We start from the raw sequence: 17,255 nt of genomic DNA, 5'->3' as shown, positions 1-17,255 counted from the left end.
GTCTTACCTCTCCACCAGCGCCATCCTGGCGTTGACCACATTCATCACCGCCGACGTCACCAGGCTGATGATGAGATAGACGACCATCATGATCAGCACACCCTCGACCGCTTGACCGGTCTGATTCAGCACTGTGCCGGCGATCGCCGTCAGGTCGGGGTAACCGATGGCAATGGCCAGCGACGAGTTCTTGGTCAGGTTGAGATACTGGCTGGTCAGCGGCGGGATGACGATCCGCATGGCTTGGGGAACGACGACAAGCCGCAGGATAGATCCCGGCCGTAGCCCCAAGGCGCCAGCCGCTTCGGTCTGACCCTTGCTGACGCCGAGAATGCCGGCGCGCACGATCTCGGCGATGAAGGAAGCCGTGTAACAGGACAGCGCCAAATAAAGAGACAGGAACTCCGGCCCGATCTGAAAGCCTCCGGTCAGGTTGAAGGTCGATTGTTTTGGAAAGTCGAAGCTCAAGGGAAAGCCGCTCAGCGCATAGGCCAGGAGCGGCAGGCCGACGATCAGCGCCGCCGAAGTCCAGAATACGGGAAACTGCTGGCCGGTTGCCATTTGCCGCTGGCGTGCCGTGCGCGCGACAAAAAACGCCATGGCGATGCCGACAAGCAAGGCGACAAACATCAGCCAGGAGCCGTCGCCCCAGATAGCGCGCGGAAAATAGAAACCGCGTTGGTTGAGGAAAGAGCCGAACGGCAAATTGAAACTGTCGCGAGGCGCCGGCAGTACCGCGAGCACGCCTGAATACCAGAAGAAGATCACCAGCAGCGGCGGAATGTTGCGGAACACCTCGACATAGACCGTGCAAATCTTGCGAACCAGCCAGTTGCGCGATAACCGGCCGACGCCGACAATGAAGCCAATGATGGTCGCGGTGATAATGCCGGCAACGGCGACGATAATGGTGTTGATAAGCCCGACGACAATGGCCTGGCCATAGGTCGAATCAGAATCATAAGCGATGGGCCTGACTGGAATGTCAAAGCCTGCTCGGTTGTTCAGGAAGCCAAAACCGGAAGTAATATGCAGGCGCTGCAGGTTGACGATGACGTTGTGGACGATCCACCAGACGCCCGCCACCAGCAAGATGACAACCACCGCCTGGAAGAAAAACCCGCGGACTTTCGGATCGTTGATGAAGGAACCGCGGCTCGGCTCCTCGCGAAGAACTTCCTGCGATGCCATTGCTCATCCCCTGGAAAGAGAAACCGGAAGGCAGATGATCTGCCTTCCGGATCACATTTCGATCAGCGGATCGGCGGTGCGTATTGCAGGCCGCCCTTGGTCCACAGCGCATTGATGCCGCGCGCGATCTTCAGCGGGCTGCCGGTGCCGACATTGCGCTCGAACATCTCACCGTAATTGCCGACTGCCTTGACGATGTTGACGACCCAGTCATTGCTCACGCCAAGGTCGGTTCCGATCTTGGTTTCGGCTTCCTGACCGAGCACGCGCTTGATCTCCGGATTATCCGAGGTCTTCATCTCTTCGACATTGGCCTGGGTGATGCCCAGTTCCTCTGCCTGCAACAGGGCGAAGTAGGTCCACTTGACGATGTGGTACCACTGGTCGTCCCCCTGGCGTACGGCGGGGCCGAGCGGCTCTTTGGAGATGATCTCGGGCAGCACGACATGGTCCGCCGGCGCACTCAGCGTCAGGCGGATGCCATAGAGGCCGGATTGGTCGGTGGTGTAGACGTCGCAGCGGCCGGCGTCATAGGCAGCGTTGACCTCTTCCAGCTTTTCGAAGACGACCGGGTTGTACTCCATCTTGTTCGCCTTGAAGTAATCGGCGAGGTTGAGCTCGGTGGTGGTGCCGCTCTGCACGCAGACTGCCGCACCTGAAAGCTGCAGCGCCGAATTGACGCCAGGCAGTTTCTTGGCGTTGATCATGAAACCCTGGCCGTCATAATAGGTGACGCCGATGAAGTTCAGGCCAAGCGCGGTATCGCGATTGATGGTCCATGTGGTGTTGCGCGACAGGAGATCGATCTCGCCCGACTGCAACGCGGTGAAGCGCTCCTTGGCGCTGAGCGGCGTGAACTTGACCTTGGAGGCATCGCCGAAGACTGCACCAGCGACAGCGCGGCAGAAATCCGCGTCGATGCCTTTCCAATCGCCTTTGTCGTCAGGCGCCGAGAAGCCGGCCAGGCCCGTCGAGACACCGCACTGGATGAAGCCCTTCGCCTTGACGGTATCGAGCGTTGTCGCCGACGCGGCCGAAGCCATCCATCCAAGCGCAGCGGCACCGAGAATGCCAATTGCAATATGTTTCATAACCCACAGACCCTTTTCTGTTTTCAGGTAAACCCTGATCCTCAGGCAAATCCTGATCTTTTCCCGCGTGAACCCGGCTCCCATCCGGCTCATTCCGGAACCTCGCGTCGTAACCGACGCCCGGCCCCTCCCATTCACGAACTGCATCGAAGGCGATTATCTCTGTGAGGTCAAGGGAAATGACCGTTTCACGACAGCTTTGAAAACCAATTGCCGCAAATGCCTGAATTGCGGACAACAGCATCAGGAAAGCAGCAAGCCCCGCAAATAAAACCGGCAAAGTCCGTCGACGCTAATCCACATCCACTCATGAAATCCGCGGCTCTGGATCGCCACGCATTCCAGACTATTCATGGGGGAATTGGCCTATGCAAAGGGCACCGCCTGGCGGGCGCCCGCTGTTGCACGGCCAATGCCGCCGCTCTATGGCTAGCGCTTTCACCACGAGGCGAAGAGCAATGGCGACTGACGGCAACGAAATGGGTATCAACACGCGGCTTGCCCATTCGGGCAACAATCCGCACGACTATTTCGGCTTCGTCAATCCGCCGATCGTGCATGCCTCGACCGTGCTCTATCCCAATGCGTCGGCGATGGCGGCGCGCAGCCAGAAATACACCTATGGCACACGCGGCACGCCGACCACCGATGCGTTGGCGCATGCGATCGACGCGCTGGAAGGCTCCGCCGGCACCATAATCGTGCCGTCGGGCCTGGCGGCGGTGACCGTCCCGTTGCTGGCGTTTCTCTCGGCAGGCGATCACATCCTGATTGTCGATTCCGTCTACCATCCGACCCGCAATTTCGCCGACACGATGCTGAAGCGGCTGGGTGTCGAGGTCGAGTATTACGATCCGCATGCCGGCGCCGGCATCGCCAGCTTGATCAAGCCGAACACCAAAGTCGTGTTTACGGAATCACCGGCCTCCAACACCTTCGAGGTGCAGGACGTTCCGGCGATCGCCAAGGCGGCGCATGAAACGGGCGCCATCGTCATGATGGACAACACCTGGGCAACGCCGCTCTATTTCCGTCCGCTCGACCACGGCGTCGATATCTCGATCCATGCGGCGACGAAATATCCGGCCGGGCATTCGGATGTGCTGCTGGGCACAGTGTCTGCCAATGCCAACTGCTGGAAGCAGCTTTGCGAGACGTTCTACACGATGGGCTGCTGCGCCGGCCCCGACGACGTCTACCAAGTCCTGCGCGGCCTGCGCACGATGGGCGTTCGGCTGGATCACCATCAAAAGAGCGCGCTTGCCATTGCCGTCTGGCTTGAAGGCCAGCCCGGCGTGGCGCGCGTGCTGCACCCGGCGCTCCCCAGCCACCCCGACCACGCGGTGTGGAAGCGTGATTTTTTCGGCTCGAGCGGCATCTTTTCCATTGTGCTCAAAGGCGGCGGCCAGAGACAGCAGCACGCTTTCCTCGATGCCTTGAAAATCTTCGGTCTCGGCTATTCCTGGGGCGGCTATGAGAGCCTTGCCGTGCCAGTCTTCCTCGGCGACCGTACCGTCGCCAAGGGCCCCTATGACGGCCCGCTGATCCGGCTGCAGATCGGGCTCGAGGATGTCGAGGACCTCAAGGCCGATATCCTGCGCGGGCTGGAAGCGGCCGCTGCGGCATGACACCAGCAAACTTGCGAAGCTGATTCCGCTAGCCCGCTTAACCGTTGAAAGGATTGGCGAGCGACTTTCGTAGGACGATCGACGTCGCAAAGCCGCTCATGGGTAGACCAAGCGCAATGTTATTTCCCCAACGCGCGCTTTTTCGGATCGGTTTGACTTTCAAAATCGTCGGCCCAACGCCATTGCAGGCGCTGCGCGCACAATTCCAGCCGGACTGAGCTTGCCATGGCCTTTCGTCTCTTTGTCCCCATTCTCGCCGGCGCGACGCTGCGCGAGCGCCTCATCGCCTGCATCGGGGCGATGATCGGCATTGCGCTGACCGGCGCGATCGGCGCGCTGGTGCTTGGCAATGGCCCGCATGTGCCGCTGCTGGTGGCGCCGATGGGGGCGTCGGCGGTGCTGCTGTTCGCAGTGCCTGCAAGCCCGCTGGCGCAGCCATGGTCGATCATCGGCGGCAATACAATATCGGCGCTGGTCGGCGTGATCGTGGCCCATTTCGTCCATCAGCCCGTTCTCGCCACGGGCATTGCCGTGGCGATGGCGATCGCCGCCATGTCGTTCTCGCGCTGCCTGCATCCGCCGGGCGGAGCCGCCGCACTGACCGCCGTGCTCGGCGGGCCGGCCGTGATCGGTGCCGGCTTCCTGTTTCCGTTCGTGCCGGTGGCGCTGAACTCCATGATGCTGGTCGCGCTCGGCTATGCTTTCCACAGGCTGTCGCGACGCAGCTACCCGCATGTGCCGGCCCCTGCCCCGAAAAGCACGCACGGAACCAGCGATCCGCCGGCTCAGGAGCGCATCGGCTTCCGGGCCGAGGACATCGATGCCGCGCTGGCTGCGCTCGACGAGACCTTCGACATCGACCGCAACGATCTCGAACAGCTGCTGCGACAGGTCGAACTGCAAGCGACGATGCGCGCACACCGAACCATGTTGTGCGAGGACATCATGTCGCGCGACGTGATTTCGGTCGATGAACACGCGTCCGCCGATCGGGCGCGTCATCTGCTGCTCGACCACAATATCCGCACGCTGCCGGTTGTCGACAAGGACGCCAGGCTGGTCGGCACCGTTGGATTGAGGGAATTGGCGCGAGCCGACGAAGCCGTCGGAAGCGTTACGTCGACAGCGTCGACCGCCGCCGCCGGTACGCCCGCCATGGCCCTGCTACCGGTGCTCACCGACGGCCGCACCCATGCAGTCATCATCGTGGACGGGGACAGCCGCATCCTTGGCCTGATCACGCAGACCGACCTGCTTGCGGCCACGGCGCGAGTGCAGGCTGCTGACAAGCCGCTGGCGGAAGCAGTATTCTAGGCGCCGTCGGAGCCGGGCGAAAATGGCCGGGAACCTTTTGCCGGCGATGTCATCCAATGTCTTGATCGAGGTTTCGGACGGGGATTGGATCGAGGAACTGGCCATGCCTGCTATATCTGTACCAATGCCCACGGCTGCTTCAAGCGAGATGCTTCTCGTGCGCCGCGCGCTGGCACGCGAAGGCAACGCCTTCTGCATCATCATGAAGACCCATAATCAGCGGCTCTATCGCATCGCTCGCGGGGTGGTGCGCAACGATGCCGAAGCCGAGGACATCGTCCAGGAGGCCTATGTCAGAGCCTTTGCCCATCTCGATGCCTTTCGCGGGGAGTCCTCATTGGCCACCTGGCTGTCGCGCATCGTCATCAACGAGGCGCTCGGCCGTCTGCGCAAAAGGCGGCGGACGGTGGCGAAAAACCCGCAAGCCGAAATCATCCAGTTCCCCCTCAATCCCAGCGACGATCCGGAGCGGACGATGGCGCAGCGGCAGATCCTCGAGTTGGTGGAACGGGCGACCGACAGCCTGCCCGATGTTTATCGGACGGTGTTCGTGGCGCGGGTTATCGAGGGGCTCAGTATCGAGGAGACCGCCGAGCTGCTTGGCGTGCGGCCGGAAACCGTCAAGACAAGGCTACACCGCGCCCGCGCCCTGGTACGCAAGGCACTCGACGACCAGATCGGGCCGGTGCTGCTCGACGCCTTCCCGTTTGCCGGCCGGCGCTGCGACAGGCTGACCAGCGCCGTCATGCAGCGGCTCGGCCTGGAGAGCTGATCATCGGCTGATTTGGCCGATTTCCCCGGGAACGTTTGCCGCCGCTGCGCATCCAATGACCGTCAACTGAAAAACATGGCCCGGCGCGATCCCGCGTCCGGGCGAAGGAGATGCCATGCTTACCCGACACACCGCCGCCCTCGCTGCCTTGCTGCTGCTTGGCGCTGCCCCGCTCGCACAAGCCGCCGACAAGCCGACGGACCCGCAGATCGCCCACATCGCCTACACGGCAGGCGTCATCGATGTGGAAGCCGCCAAGCAGGCGATCAAGAAATCGAAGACCAAGGAGGTCGTGGATTTCGCCAACGACATGGTGCGCGACCACGAAGCGGTCAACGCGCAGGCACTGGAACTGGTAAAGAAGCTGAAGGTGACGCCGGAAGACAACGCAACCAGCCAGGCGCTGACCAAGGCTGCGGCCGAGGAGCGGGCGAAGCTCGCCAAACTCGACGGCGCAGCCTTTGACAAAGCCTATGTCGACAACGAGATCGCCTACCACAAACAGGTCGACGGCGCGCTTGAAACCCTTTTGATCCCATCGGCCAGCAATGCCGAGTTGAAGAGCCTGCTGCAGACCGGCCTGAAGATTTTCCAGGGCCATGAACAGCACGCCGAGCATGTTGCAGGTATGCTGAAGTAAGGACCAGGCCATGTCGAAACGGCTGCTATGGATTGCACTGGCGCTGGTCTTCGGGACCTCACCCGTGCAGGCCGAAACCATCCAGGTCACCATCGACAAGCTTGTCTTTTCGCCGACCACCGTCGAGGCGAAGGTCGGCGACACGATCAAGTGGGTGAACAATGACGTGTTCGCCCACACGGCTACCGTCAAGGGCGGCTGGGAAGTGATGATCCCGCCGAAGTCAACAGCGAGCCTGACCCTGCAGAAGGCGGAAGCGGTCGACTATTTCTGCCGCTTCCACCCCAACATGAAAGGTCATCTGGCCGTGACGGCGCCTTGATCGCGGTCCGCAAGCCCGTCCTGCTGCGTTGAGGCTCGCCTGGCTTCATCCGGCCGGGTGATGTGCGTCCACGAGCCGTGACAGCCCGGCTGGCGGCGTGCGATCCAGGCATCCAGCCCTTCGCGCAGATCAGCGGTCGGAGCCATGCGGGCGAACTGCTCGGCCTCGACAGCCAAGCCATCCGCGATGCTCTGGTTCAGGCCGCGCGCCACTGCTGTGAGGATCGAGGCAATTGCTGCAGGAGAATGCCTGGTCACGCGCCGGGCGAGATCAATTGCGGCGGGCATCAGCTCCTCATGCGGCACCACCTGATTGACGAGGCCGAGTTCGAGGGCGCGCGGCGGCGGGAACCAATCGCCGGTCAACAGCAGCTCGAGCGCCCGCTTGCGCCCTGCCAGCCTCGGAAGCCGCTGCGTGCCGCCGAAAGCAGGCGGCATTGCAAGGTTGATCTCAGGCTTGGCGAACAAGGCGCGGTCGCTGGCGATAGCGAGCGGCACGGCTTCGGTGATCTCGCAGCCGCCGCCGAAGGCGATGCCGTTGACGGCGGCGATGACGGGCTTGCGGAATGCCTCCAGCCTTGCAGTCAGCCGCTGTCCGCGCATGACGAAGTCGCGCAGGGCAACGTCGACGCCGATGGCCACGCTGCCTGAGAATTCAAGGATGTCGGCGCCGGCGGAGAAGGCGCGCGCTCCTGCTCCAGTGAGGATGATGGCGCGGATGGCATCGTCGGTCTCGGCGGCATCGAGGAGCGCAAGCAGGCGATCAATCAGCGCATAGTTCAAGGCGTTGAGCTTTTCCGGCCGATTAAGTGTGAGGATGGCGATCCCGTCGCGGGCCTCGGTGAGCACAAGCTCGGTCATGTCTTTTCCTTCCCTGTGTTTGTCGACCGGAGAGGATCAGGCTTTCGGTTGTATGTATATTCACTAGTCGGTATACTTGCCCTATGAGCGAAGCACCGAACCCCACCCGCAAACGCATTGTCGATACCGCAACGAAGCTGTTCTATGCCGAGGGGATCGGCCGCGTCAGCGTCGATGCAGTGGCGGAAAAAGCCGGGCTGACCAAGCGCACGCTCTACTATCACTTCAAGAGCAAGGACGATCTGATCGCCGCCTATCTCGACGGTCGCGACCAGCCGAACCTCAAGCAGATGGCCGGCTGGTTCGAGATGGCCGAAGGCGGTGTCGAGCGCAAGGTCGAGGCGATTTTCACCAATCTGGCACGCGTGGCGAAGCACCCGAAATGGAGAGGCTGCGGCTTCCTGCGCACGGCAGCCGAACTCGCTTCCATGCCCGGACACCCGGCCGTTAAAGCGGGGGCGCGGCATAAGCAGAATTTCGAGACCTGGCTGGCCGGCGAACTCTCAGGCCACGGTGTCGACGAGCCGCGGACCCTGGCGCGCGAAATCGTGCTTTTGATGGACGGCGCGTTCTCGATCATGCTGATCCACCGCAACCCCGACTATGTCGAGGCCGCCGGACATGCAGCTGCAACGCTGGTTCGGGCAAGGTCAGGGTCGGCGACTATCCGCTAGAGCGTTCACCGTTTAATGGAGACGGCGAAACACGCTATCTCTTTGTTTTGACGCAATTCCGGACCGAAAAACCGCTTCACACTTTTTCCTGGAATTGCTCTAGAATCCAGCCGCCAGCCATGCCGTGCCGACGGCAAGGGTCAGCAGCGTCAGCGGCAGGCCGACCTTGAAGAAGGCTGAGAAGGACAGCTGCGTGCCGGCCGCCCGCGCCTGTTCGGCGATGATCAGGTTGGCGACCGAGCCAAGCAAGGTGAAGTTGCCGGCCAGCGTCGAACTCATCGCCACCACCAGCCAGGCACGCCCGGGGTTTTCAAGGCCGGGTATGAATGGCCGCAGCGCCAGCACGGCCGGAACATTGCTCATGAAGTTGGAGAGCACCGCGGTGAAGCCCGATAGACGCCAGACGTCGTCCAGCCCGAGGTTCTTGGCCGAGGCGATGATGTCGGGCGTCAGCAGCGTCTTTTCGGCGCCGGCGACAACGATGAACAGGCCGGCGAACATGAACAGCAGCGGGCCGTCGATCTCGCGGTAAATGCGTGCCGGCTTGATGGCGCGGGTGAGCAGCAGGATGGCGCCGCCGATGAGCGCTGCCTTGGCAACCGGAACGCCGGCGAAGAAGGCGATGGCCAGGCCAATGCAGACAACCACCGCCTTCAGCACCTGTCCCGGCAGCATGCGGCCGCGATAGACTTCCGGGTTGAGATCGGCGGTGCGGGCGAATTCGGCGCGGTAGACGATGCGCACGATGACGACGACCGCGACGAGGCCGAAGAGGGCAACCGGCGCCAGGGCGGCCGAAAAGGCTGGGTAGGAAATTCCCGACAGCGCGCCGATGACCATGTTCTGCGGGTTGCCGGTGATGGTGGCGACGCTGCCGCAGTTGGACGCGGTGGCGGTGGCGATCAGATAGGGAATGGGATTGCGGTTGATGACACGGGTAACGTGGACGACGATCGGCGCCATGACCAGGCAGATGGCGTCGTTGACCAGGAACGCCGACAGCACGCCGGTCAACAGCGTCACCATGACCAGCAGCACGAAAGGCGCGTGTGCATGCTCGATAGCGTAGGCGCCAAGCGCCCGGAAGGCGCCGGACACCTTCAGATGCGCCACCACGATCATCATGCCGAGCAGCAGCGTAATGGTGTCGAAATTGATGGCGCGATAGGCATCTTCCATACTGAGTGCGCCGATGGCGATCATCGCCGCACCCCCCAGCAAGGCGATCCCTGCCCGGTCGAGACGGAGGCCTGGAATACGCCCGATTGCGACGCCGGCATAAGTCAGGACAAGGATCAAAAGTGCCGCTGCGCCCATCAATGTCATTGGCAGACATCCTTGTCCAAACGAACCGACGCAGGAACGGACTGTTCCCGCTCAGGCATTTGCCGGGCAGCTTTAACGCCGCTCCAGCAAAGCGAAAGCCTATAACGATCCGAATGCGAAAATCGGTGGGCAAAATCGCGGGTCGACCGATGCCGGGAGCAACCGGAGCTTGATCTTGAGACGGCCGAAATTGGGAATGAGACACGCGCGGCGGACTGCCGGTGGCCTGAGATTGCCATCCGCGAAACTTCCCCCTCGGGAGGCTCGTGGCTTATGTAATTAAATTCTAATTTAAGCTTTCCGGGTATGGATAGCTTAGCTATATTTCGGCCGTGGGGTTTCAGATGGTCCAGGTTCTTGAGAGGGAATGCCGTGTCTCGGAAAACGAGGCTCTGCTGGCCCGCCCGATGGAATGTCCACAATGCCACGGAACCCGCAAGGTGTTTGTCTGTGCCCGGTGGGCGAGCTCGAACGGCCATTGCTGCCCCGGAGGAACACACCGGCTCAGTTGCCCCGGTCACAGCGTCGCGTGCATGGAGTGCGAAGAGAACCTTGAGCCTATCTGAAAGCGATCGCGACTATTTCCTGTTCGGAAAACGCAAAAAGCCCGCTCCGGCGAACCGGAGCGGGCTTTGCAACCATACGCCAAGAGTACCCTGCTGAGACCAGTACCCTGCCGAGAGCCGACCCGCTTTGCGTTTCCGCCACCGCAATAAATTGGTAGCGGCACTTCCAGAAAAAGCGATTGTAGGCTAACCGCCGTCGAATTACTCGCCCGACTGGCCGTCGCCAGTCACACTGCTGCCCAGAATCCCAAAGTCCTGAGACTTAGTTCCTTGTCCCGCAGTCAGGAATCCATCCGCATCCAGGCCGCGCCGCAGCAGTTCCCGCACCGCCGCGGACCGGCTTGGCATGCGCTTTTCGAAGCGCCAGTTTTCCAAGGCAGCCAATTCCTCGGCTGTCAGCATGATCTGCAGTCGCTCGGGTCGTTCCAGCTCGGCCATTCGCGCCTCCAACCGTCAAGACCAAAAAATATGGTGAGTTAGTATGTGTCTCAATTGCAGTATAGCTAGGGGTCCCCGTGCAGCGCGTCAAGAGAGGCTGATGGGTGACTCACATAGAAGACCAACGATGAGGAAGACACGCCGATAGCACAACCCGCGCAGTCTGCTAACTACTTGATTACTTAAGAATATTTTATATTCTTCTTGCCATCTGAAGGTCGTTGGCGCATCTTGACCACGACGGGACAACCGGCTCCTGAAAGGAAGGTTTCCATGCGCTACGGATATTCGGCTCGGCTACGGGAGGATCTCAATTCACGGGTCCTGGGCGCGCTGCGCTCGCGCGGAATGGTCAATATTGCGGTGATTGCCGAGGACATACGATTGCGTAACCTGGACGAGAACGTCGCCCTTGAAGATGTCGAGCGGCTTGTGATGCAGACGGCCCAACTCTACGGCGCGGTGATGGAGTTGGACGGACTGACCTCCGTCGAGGCGGGGAGATTGACTTCGGTTGCCGACGATAAGCACGAACTGCCTGGCATCGGCAATTCCGACACCACAGGCGGCCAAACCGCTCCCCTGCTGGGATTGTCCTAAGGCGCGACCCGCTCTTTCAATCGACAAAAATCCGCGAGAGAGATTTGGACCGAGCGCAGCGGCGCCTTGAGCGTCCAGACAACGCCTTGTTCCCCAAATTCCAGGGATTCCAATCCCCGCATGTTTGGATGACGTATTCCCCTACCCCAAATTCCCCACCTGCTCGATTTGCCCGTTCCGCGGTAGCTGAGATGCACGTGCGAGGTTTCCCGTCGTCCCCTTGGGACGGCAATTGTTCTCCTGCGAAAAAGCGATCACCCGCCGGGCGGCGCCGGATCTCAGGGCTCGCGCAAATGTCGACAACGAAGCGCAACTCAGGCCGTTTTTGTCGGAACCCCGTCAACCCGAGGCGGTTCTCCCGTTAGCTCGCCTGACGCCAGCAACAAGTCGCCTGGAAACGGTGTCGCCGACGGTAAACGACAACCGTGCGGCAAACAGGCCCTGATCGGCGTTCAGCTTCAAAGGCCGCGGAACGCTGTTTCGCAGTCTTTACGTTGCGCCGGCGGCTTCGCATCGACAGGAACCAATCTATGGCCAGAGCGTTTGCCGCTGCGTACTCTTCTCAGACGTAGCCAGACGGAGTGAGGGACATGGCTTCATCGGTACTTATCGGCATTCTGATCACTTTCCTGGTGATCATCCTGGTGCTCTATCTCATCCAGCGTCTGCCACTCGATGGCCGCACGAGGCAGATCGCGCAGATCGTTGTCATCATTATCGGCATCATTTCGCTGTTGAAATACCTGGCCGTATTTTAGGATAAGGATAGCCATGATATCCCAAACAATGGCATGGATCATTGGAACGGCGTTGTTTGCAGCAACAAGCACGGCCTACGCCCGACCCGACACGCGTTCGATGACCTGCGAGGAGACGCAGCGCCTGATCCAGAGCCATCACTCGGCGGTGTTGACGACCGGCCGGAATACTTACGATCGCTATGTCCGCCAATACGGCAACGAGTGCGACTGGCCGGAGGTGCCGGTCGCGGCCTCCGTTCCGACACGTGATGGCCAGTGCCGTGTCTATTGGTGCCGGCAACCGGTGTTCGATTTCCTGAACTGAGATATCCAGCAGCCTTGCGGCGGTCGTTGCCATGGCGCTCCCGGGTTCAGACGATGCATTGCGCGAGGCGACATGGAACCCTTGCGCTGCGGGTGAATTGATTGTGCGCATGGCGCTGCAAGATGTAGCGGTGTGATGCCCAACCAGATGGAGGAGCGGTCATGCCCAATGATACAAGGCGGAGCGGCAGCTGCCTGTGCGGCGGCATCCAGTTTTCGGTGACGGGAGATCCCTTTCGGATTGGCCTTTGCCATTGCAAGGACTGCCGCAAGGCTAGCGGGTCGGCTTTTTCGGCGTTTGCAGTGTGGCCGCTCGAGGCGTTCGAAACGACGGGTATCGTCAGCAGCTACGGCGACAGAAGTTTTTGTCCCACCTGCGGCGGCCGGGTGCCTTTGGTTCGTGAGAATGAGGTGGAAGTGACGATTGGCAGCCTCGATGAGGTGCCCACCGAAGGGCTGGAGCCCAGCTATGAACTCTGGGTCAATCGCCGTGAGCACTGGTTGCAACGCTTGCCTGCCGCCCGGCAATTCGAGCACGACCGAGTCGATGACGAGCCGACAAACCGGACAGCCGAACCGATTTCTGACGGTGTCGAGACGCCGTCTAGCTTGCCGCAACGCAAGTCGGCCTAGCGCGAGCGGCGCAGACAGCCGGCAGGCAGGAAATTCATTCTCGAAACCGCCCGATGCCGACAGGACCGGGTCCGACAACATTTCACCCGGTAGAAGCCAAACGCAAAAAAGCCCGCCTTGGCGTCAAGCCAAGGCGGGCGGTAGATCATCCGGCCTGCGCTGCCGTGGAACGATGGATTGGCCAAAGCCCTGGGCTGAGACCCATGCCGTTTGTAACCGGCGATTGACTACGGAGCGTCCCCGGTCAGCTGGAATTCGTCTTGTGGTTGCAACGATGCTACGTTTTGTTTGGAAACGAGAGCTTAAGACCACGCAATATCGTTACGTCAACTATGCTGTCCAAGTATCTCGTGGTGTGAACTGAAGGAATCTTCCTGTCTTGTACAAAAGAACGCTTTGTTTATTTTCTTTCCGTCACATAGTGTAGCGAATCTTGAAGCCGGATGGGGCGGCTTTCATGCAGCCAGCGCCTTCGCAGGATCGCGGTCCGCACGTGCAATATCCACTTCACGGCAATCTTCATGCAAGCATAGTCAGCACAAAGTTCATGCGCAGACATTGGGGGGCACCGATGGACCAGCCGAGCAAAATGGAGAACCTGCAGTTCGCGCAAGGGATACTGCGGGAGCTTCGGCAGAAAGCCGAAGGCGACGGCGAGAAGCTTCTGACCTACCTCATCGACATGGCCTACCTTGAAGCCAGCGACCGCATCCGTGCCCACTGGGTCGGCAATCACGAGCCCGAAAACCGCAGGGCCAAGGGGTAGTGCCAAGGGGTAAACCCGAAACGGGGCGATGGTTGCCCCCACGGAGCGTTTGATCAGACGCTTGGGGCCGGCGAGGCCACCGGTCAGTTGGCAATACCGGCTGAGAGGTCAGCCAGAACCTCCCTCACCCGAGTTTCGCTGACGCCGCGCGTGTCCTTGACCCAGCTGGGCGTCGAAAGCGGCGGTTCGATAAAGCGAACATGGTTGTTTACGGGCCCATGCACATAGGGGCGATTAAGCCCGTAGATGAGCGCGCATGGGACGTTCAGGGCAGCGGCGGCGTGGGAAATCCCGCCATCAACCCCGAGGAACATGGTCGACGCAGCGATTTGGCACATCGCGTCAGCAATCGACGGGGTCGAGGTGAAGTCGATTGCCTCAGGAATGGCGGCGCGGATTTTTGCGGCACCGGCGTGCTCGCGCGGTCCGCCTACAATCCAGATTGCCCAGCCGCGATCATGATGGTCTCTGGCGATCGAAATGAAGCGCTCGACGGGCCATGAGCGGAAATTCTCAATGTCGGCAGTATAGAGCGCCAGTGCCGGTCGGTCGGCATCGATCTTCTTGTGCTGGCGCCATTCGTCCAGTTCGGCCGGATCGACCACAAGCCGGGGCGCCGGCCACTCTGCGCCCGCAGCCGGCTTTTCGCCAAGCGAGGCAATCGAGCAGACTTCCTCGAACAGCCGCGTCTTGCGGGGTCCGAAGGCCCATAGATGGGCCAACCAGCCGGCGGGGAAGCGATTGAGGAGGCCGAATTGCAACTCCTGCGGATAGCCGATGCGCTCCTCTATTCCGGCCATGAACGCCATCAGCGCCGCCTTGGTGCTGCTGGTCATCAGATAGGCCGTACGGTAATTTTCCTTGCGCAACTCGCCAACCAGGCGGCTGCGCTCGCCAAAACCGGGGCGCTGATGACGCTTGGCAAGCGCCCAGCCCTTCCTGACATGCGGCATCAGGCGCGCCAGCGGCGCTGCAACAGGCGAGGTGACGACATCTATGGGGCGATCAGGAAATCGCGCGGCAATGATCTGGATGGCGGAATGGCAACGGACGAAGTCGCCGACCGCGGGGAAGCCGACGAAGAGGATTGGATCGCCGGTCGTCAAGGAAGCGCTTCGCCGTCAAGGATGCGGGCATAGAGATCCAGATAGCCGCGCGCCGCTTTTTGGATGGGAAATCTCGTCGCGGCCGATTCGCGGCATTGCTGAGGCGTAAGGTCGGCGACGGCCTCGAAAGCGGCCGCAAATTCTTCATCGGTCTCAAAGAAGCGCCCGCTGTCGGCATCGACGGTCTCGGGCAATGCGCCTCGCGTCGTCGTCAGCACCGGAGTGCCGCACAACATGGCTTCGACCGGTGCGTTGCCGAACGGCTCCTCCCAGGCGATGGGGTTGAGGAAGGCTCGCGCTTCGCCGAGAAGGCGAAGCTTCGGCTCGCCGTCAACGATTCCGTGGAAACGGTATCGCCTGCCAAGGCTCTTGAAAAACAACCCTTCGCGGCGGGTCTGACTTCGGCCCAGCAGTTTCCAACGCGAGCCACCGGCGATATCGAGACCGAAATCGAATTTTTTGGCGAGATCGACGGCGCGGTTGAGGCCTTTGCTTGATCGTGCAATGCCGGCGAGAAATAGCAGGCGGTCGCCCTTTGCAGCCGACAAACGATAGGCGTCCACCGGAAAGCCATTGTAGACGAATGTCTCGCGCCCATGCTGGCGGGCATGATTGGCGCTGATAAAGCTCCAGTTCGCAACTGGCATGGGCTGGTCCGGCATAAAGCCGCGCTGCGTATTCAGCGTTGGAAATGGCACCTCGACGGGCCAACTATGGGTGTGGACGATTTGCGTGTCCCGCGGAATGGCTGCCCGGCATTCGGCATCGGTCGAAGCGTGCCGGACTTCGAAGAGCGGGTGGCTGGAGCCAGGGCCAGCGATCACCACGACTTCGTGTCCGAGACGAACCATCTCCGTGGCCAGCCATTCGACCTGACGCTGAATCCCACCGTAACCTCGGCAGGGTATTACGCCCTTCAAAACCAGCGTCACCCGCATTGACCTTGCCTCACAATGCTCTCAAAGACGGCCCAGTTGCGTCACGGGCTGGGCATTGTCAAGGTCGCGCCAGAAACGCAAAAAGCCGCGGCGGCCTCGATCGGGTTACGGAATCGTTAATCAGCGCTTGCTACTATACCGGATGACCAAGAATCTCGGCAATGCACCCAGGACCATCTCCAGGCAACAGCCAAAGACCTCCGCTCTTGGTGGGCTGACGCCCGCCCTGTTTCCCCTTGTGGTCGTCGCGCTCGGATACATGATCGGTCGGCAATTCTTCGGCTTCTAGGGCGACTCGTCTAGGCGCACGGTAAAGGCTCGCGCCACGCGGGGGACGCCGTCAATGTCCACCCAACCTCCAAAACCAACCGGCGGCACCGTACGCCGCTACCCACTGCCCCGCACGTAAGCAAATTTTGTGCAATCACGGGAACGTGATATTCACTGATCACCGGACAAGGGGCGCTGATGAGGTGTCTGGTGATCAATCTTGATCGTTCTCGCGATCGGCTGGCGCATGTCGCGTCCGAGTTCGGCCGGATCGGAGTACCATTTGAGCGTGTCTCCGCCATCGATTGCCCCGATTGCTGCTCTGTCGCCAAAAGCCCGCTAAGCGCTGCTGAGGTTTGCTGTTTCCTGAGCCACCGCTCGTGTTGGGAGATCGTTGCGAACGGCGCGGATCAATATGGCGCGGTTTTCGAGGACGACGTCGTTTTCGGCGCGGGCGCCGGCTCGCTGCTTGCTTCCGATCGATGGGTGCCGCGCGATGCCGATGTGATCAAGCTGGAAACGCATTTTGCCAAAGTGAGGGTCGGACGCAAGGAAGTCGCTCTCGATGATGGGTTTTCGCTTGCCAGACTTTATGGCCTGCACGCGGGCGCCGCAGGCTATGTCATCTCCAGATCGGCAGCGCAAAGATTGCTGCGCAGGACCATGCATCTGAGAGGAGAGGTCGACTTCGTTCTTTTTCACCCAGGATTCATGACCTGCTCGCTCAACCGAATCTATCAGATCATGCCGGCGCTTTGCGCACAGCACCATTTTGTTTCGGGACGAGAGCGCTTTCCAAGCCTCGTGCGACGGCCCGGGAGGCGGCCAAAACCGTTTCTCGATCGAATTGTCGGAGAAGCGGTGCGAACCTTCGCCTATCTTCGAAACCAGAGCCTGACCGGAACAAAGAAGATCGAGGCCGTCGCGTTCTCAGGCTCTGAGGTCGACGGCAAACCCGTCCACGGCGCGTTCATCTATGGGCAGCCCGAGCACGGCCGCCTCTACGAGGCGGCCGGCATACCGATCGCGCGGAAGAATAGTTCGACCGCCAGATAA

At 61.0% G+C, this 17,255-nt stretch carries 19 protein-coding genes; 12 read left to right on the top strand and 7 right to left on the bottom strand.

Annotated elements, in window-relative coordinates; translation table 11 throughout:
* Positions 1-3: 3 nt before the first annotated feature.
* Both NLY37_RS04830 and NLY37_RS04825 read right to left on the bottom strand, forming a co-directional pair.
* Positions 4-1,191, bottom strand: coding sequence for an amino acid ABC transporter permease (locus NLY37_RS04830; RefSeq protein ID WP_023671481.1), 1,188 nt, complete (start codon positions 1,189-1,191; stop codon positions 4-6).
* Positions 1,192-1,253: 62 nt separating this feature from the next.
* Positions 1,254-2,282, bottom strand: a complete 1,029-nt coding sequence (locus NLY37_RS04825; RefSeq protein ID WP_023671480.1) for an amino acid ABC transporter substrate-binding protein — start codon at positions 2,280-2,282, stop codon at positions 1,254-1,256.
* 458 nt (positions 2,283-2,740) lie between these two features.
* Here NLY37_RS04825 and NLY37_RS04820 point away from each other — a divergent pair, with 458 nt between their 5' ends.
* The 5 genes from NLY37_RS04820 to NLY37_RS04800 all read left to right on the top strand — a co-directional run bounded on the left by NLY37_RS04820 (position 2,741) and on the right by NLY37_RS04800 (position 6,958).
* On the top strand, positions 2,741-3,910 hold the full coding sequence (locus NLY37_RS04820) for a cystathionine beta-lyase (RefSeq protein ID WP_023739195.1): 1,170 nt from the start codon (positions 2,741-2,743) through the stop codon (positions 3,908-3,910).
* 225 nt (positions 3,911-4,135) lie between these two features.
* On the top strand, positions 4,136-5,224 hold the full coding sequence (locus NLY37_RS04815; RefSeq protein ID WP_023743013.1) for an HPP family protein: 1,089 nt from the start codon (positions 4,136-4,138) through the stop codon (positions 5,222-5,224).
* Positions 5,225-5,327: 103 nt separating this feature from the next.
* Complete coding sequence (locus tag NLY37_RS04810) at positions 5,328-5,996, top strand: RNA polymerase sigma factor (RefSeq protein WP_050588467.1); 669 nt, start codon at positions 5,328-5,330, stop codon at positions 5,994-5,996.
* Between the two features lie 115 nt (positions 5,997-6,111).
* Complete coding sequence (locus NLY37_RS04805) at positions 6,112-6,636, top strand: DUF4142 domain-containing protein (RefSeq protein ID WP_023697729.1); 525 nt, start codon at positions 6,112-6,114, stop codon at positions 6,634-6,636.
* Between the two features lie 10 nt (positions 6,637-6,646).
* A complete protein-coding gene (locus tag NLY37_RS04800) occupies positions 6,647-6,958 on the top strand; it encodes a cupredoxin domain-containing protein (protein ID WP_023743015.1) in 312 nt (103 codons plus the stop codon).
* Here the strand turns inward: NLY37_RS04800 and NLY37_RS04795 are convergent.
* Positions 6,934-7,818 (bottom strand): crotonase/enoyl-CoA hydratase family protein, encoded by an 885-nt coding sequence (locus tag NLY37_RS04795; protein WP_023743016.1) that lies wholly within the window; start codon positions 7,816-7,818, stop codon positions 6,934-6,936. The genes NLY37_RS04800 and NLY37_RS04795 overlap by 25 nt on opposite strands.
* Positions 7,819-7,901: 83 nt before the next feature.
* Between NLY37_RS04795 and NLY37_RS04790 the strand changes: the two genes are divergently transcribed.
* Positions 7,902-8,492: a TetR/AcrR family transcriptional regulator gene (locus NLY37_RS04790; RefSeq protein WP_286441653.1), complete on the top strand. Its 591-nt coding sequence runs from the start codon at positions 7,902-7,904 to the stop codon at positions 8,490-8,492.
* Positions 8,493-8,591: 99 nt separating this feature from the next.
* Here the strand turns inward: NLY37_RS04790 and NLY37_RS04785 are convergent, their stop codons facing one another.
* A complete protein-coding gene (locus NLY37_RS04785; protein WP_031246522.1) occupies positions 8,592-9,818 on the bottom strand; it encodes an anion transporter in 1,227 nt (408 codons plus the stop codon).
* Between the two features lie 767 nt (positions 9,819-10,585).
* The gene (locus tag NLY37_RS04780; protein WP_023671471.1) at positions 10,586-10,822 is read right to left on the bottom strand and encodes a hypothetical protein; all 237 of its coding nucleotides are present in this window, start codon (positions 10,820-10,822) and stop codon (positions 10,586-10,588) included.
* A gap of 273 nt (positions 10,823-11,095) precedes the next feature.
* On the opposite strand from NLY37_RS04780, the gene NLY37_RS04775 reads away from it, so the two are divergent.
* From NLY37_RS04775 to NLY37_RS04755, 5 genes are all read left to right on the top strand, one after another.
* Positions 11,096-11,422, top strand: a complete 327-nt coding sequence (locus tag NLY37_RS04775) for a hypothetical protein (RefSeq protein ID WP_050588463.1) — start codon at positions 11,096-11,098, stop codon at positions 11,420-11,422.
* Between the two features lie 590 nt (positions 11,423-12,012).
* Entirely contained in the window at positions 12,013-12,180 is a 168-nt protein-coding gene (locus NLY37_RS04770; protein WP_023671469.1) for a Thivi_2564 family membrane protein, read from the top strand.
* A 28-nt stretch (positions 12,181-12,208) separates the two neighbouring features.
* Positions 12,209-12,487, top strand: a complete 279-nt coding sequence (locus NLY37_RS04765; RefSeq protein WP_023743021.1) for a hypothetical protein — start codon at positions 12,209-12,211, stop codon at positions 12,485-12,487.
* Between the two features lie 161 nt (positions 12,488-12,648).
* Complete coding sequence (locus NLY37_RS04760; protein WP_023705683.1) at positions 12,649-13,119, top strand: GFA family protein; 471 nt, start codon at positions 12,649-12,651, stop codon at positions 13,117-13,119.
* Positions 13,120-13,690: 571 nt separating this feature from the next.
* The gene (locus NLY37_RS04755) at positions 13,691-13,885 is read left to right on the top strand and encodes a hypothetical protein (protein ID WP_023705682.1); all 195 of its coding nucleotides are present in this window, start codon (positions 13,691-13,693) and stop codon (positions 13,883-13,885) included.
* Between the two features lie 83 nt (positions 13,886-13,968).
* Here the strand turns inward: NLY37_RS04755 and waaF are convergent, their stop codons facing one another.
* Together waaF and NLY37_RS04745 are read right to left on the bottom strand one after the other, a co-directional pair.
* Positions 13,969-14,991, bottom strand: a complete 1,023-nt coding sequence (gene waaF, locus NLY37_RS04750) for a lipopolysaccharide heptosyltransferase II (protein WP_023671465.1) — start codon at positions 14,989-14,991, stop codon at positions 13,969-13,971.
* A complete protein-coding gene (locus tag NLY37_RS04745; RefSeq protein WP_023808296.1) occupies positions 14,988-15,929 on the bottom strand; it encodes a glycosyltransferase in 942 nt (313 codons plus the stop codon). Before NLY37_RS04745 ends, waaF begins: the two co-directional genes overlap by 4 nt.
* Before the next feature lie 480 nt (positions 15,930-16,409).
* On the opposite strand from NLY37_RS04745, the gene NLY37_RS04740 reads away from it, so the two are divergent.
* A complete protein-coding gene (locus NLY37_RS04740) occupies positions 16,410-17,255 on the top strand; it encodes a glycosyltransferase family 25 protein (protein WP_050588465.1) in 846 nt (281 codons plus the stop codon).

Source organism: Mesorhizobium sp. C395A, assembly GCF_030323205.1.
GTDB lineage: Bacteria > Pseudomonadota > Alphaproteobacteria > Rhizobiales > Rhizobiaceae > Mesorhizobium.
The sequence above is the reverse complement of the archived record's forward strand: the minus strand, read 5'-3'. Positions and strand labels throughout refer to the sequence as shown.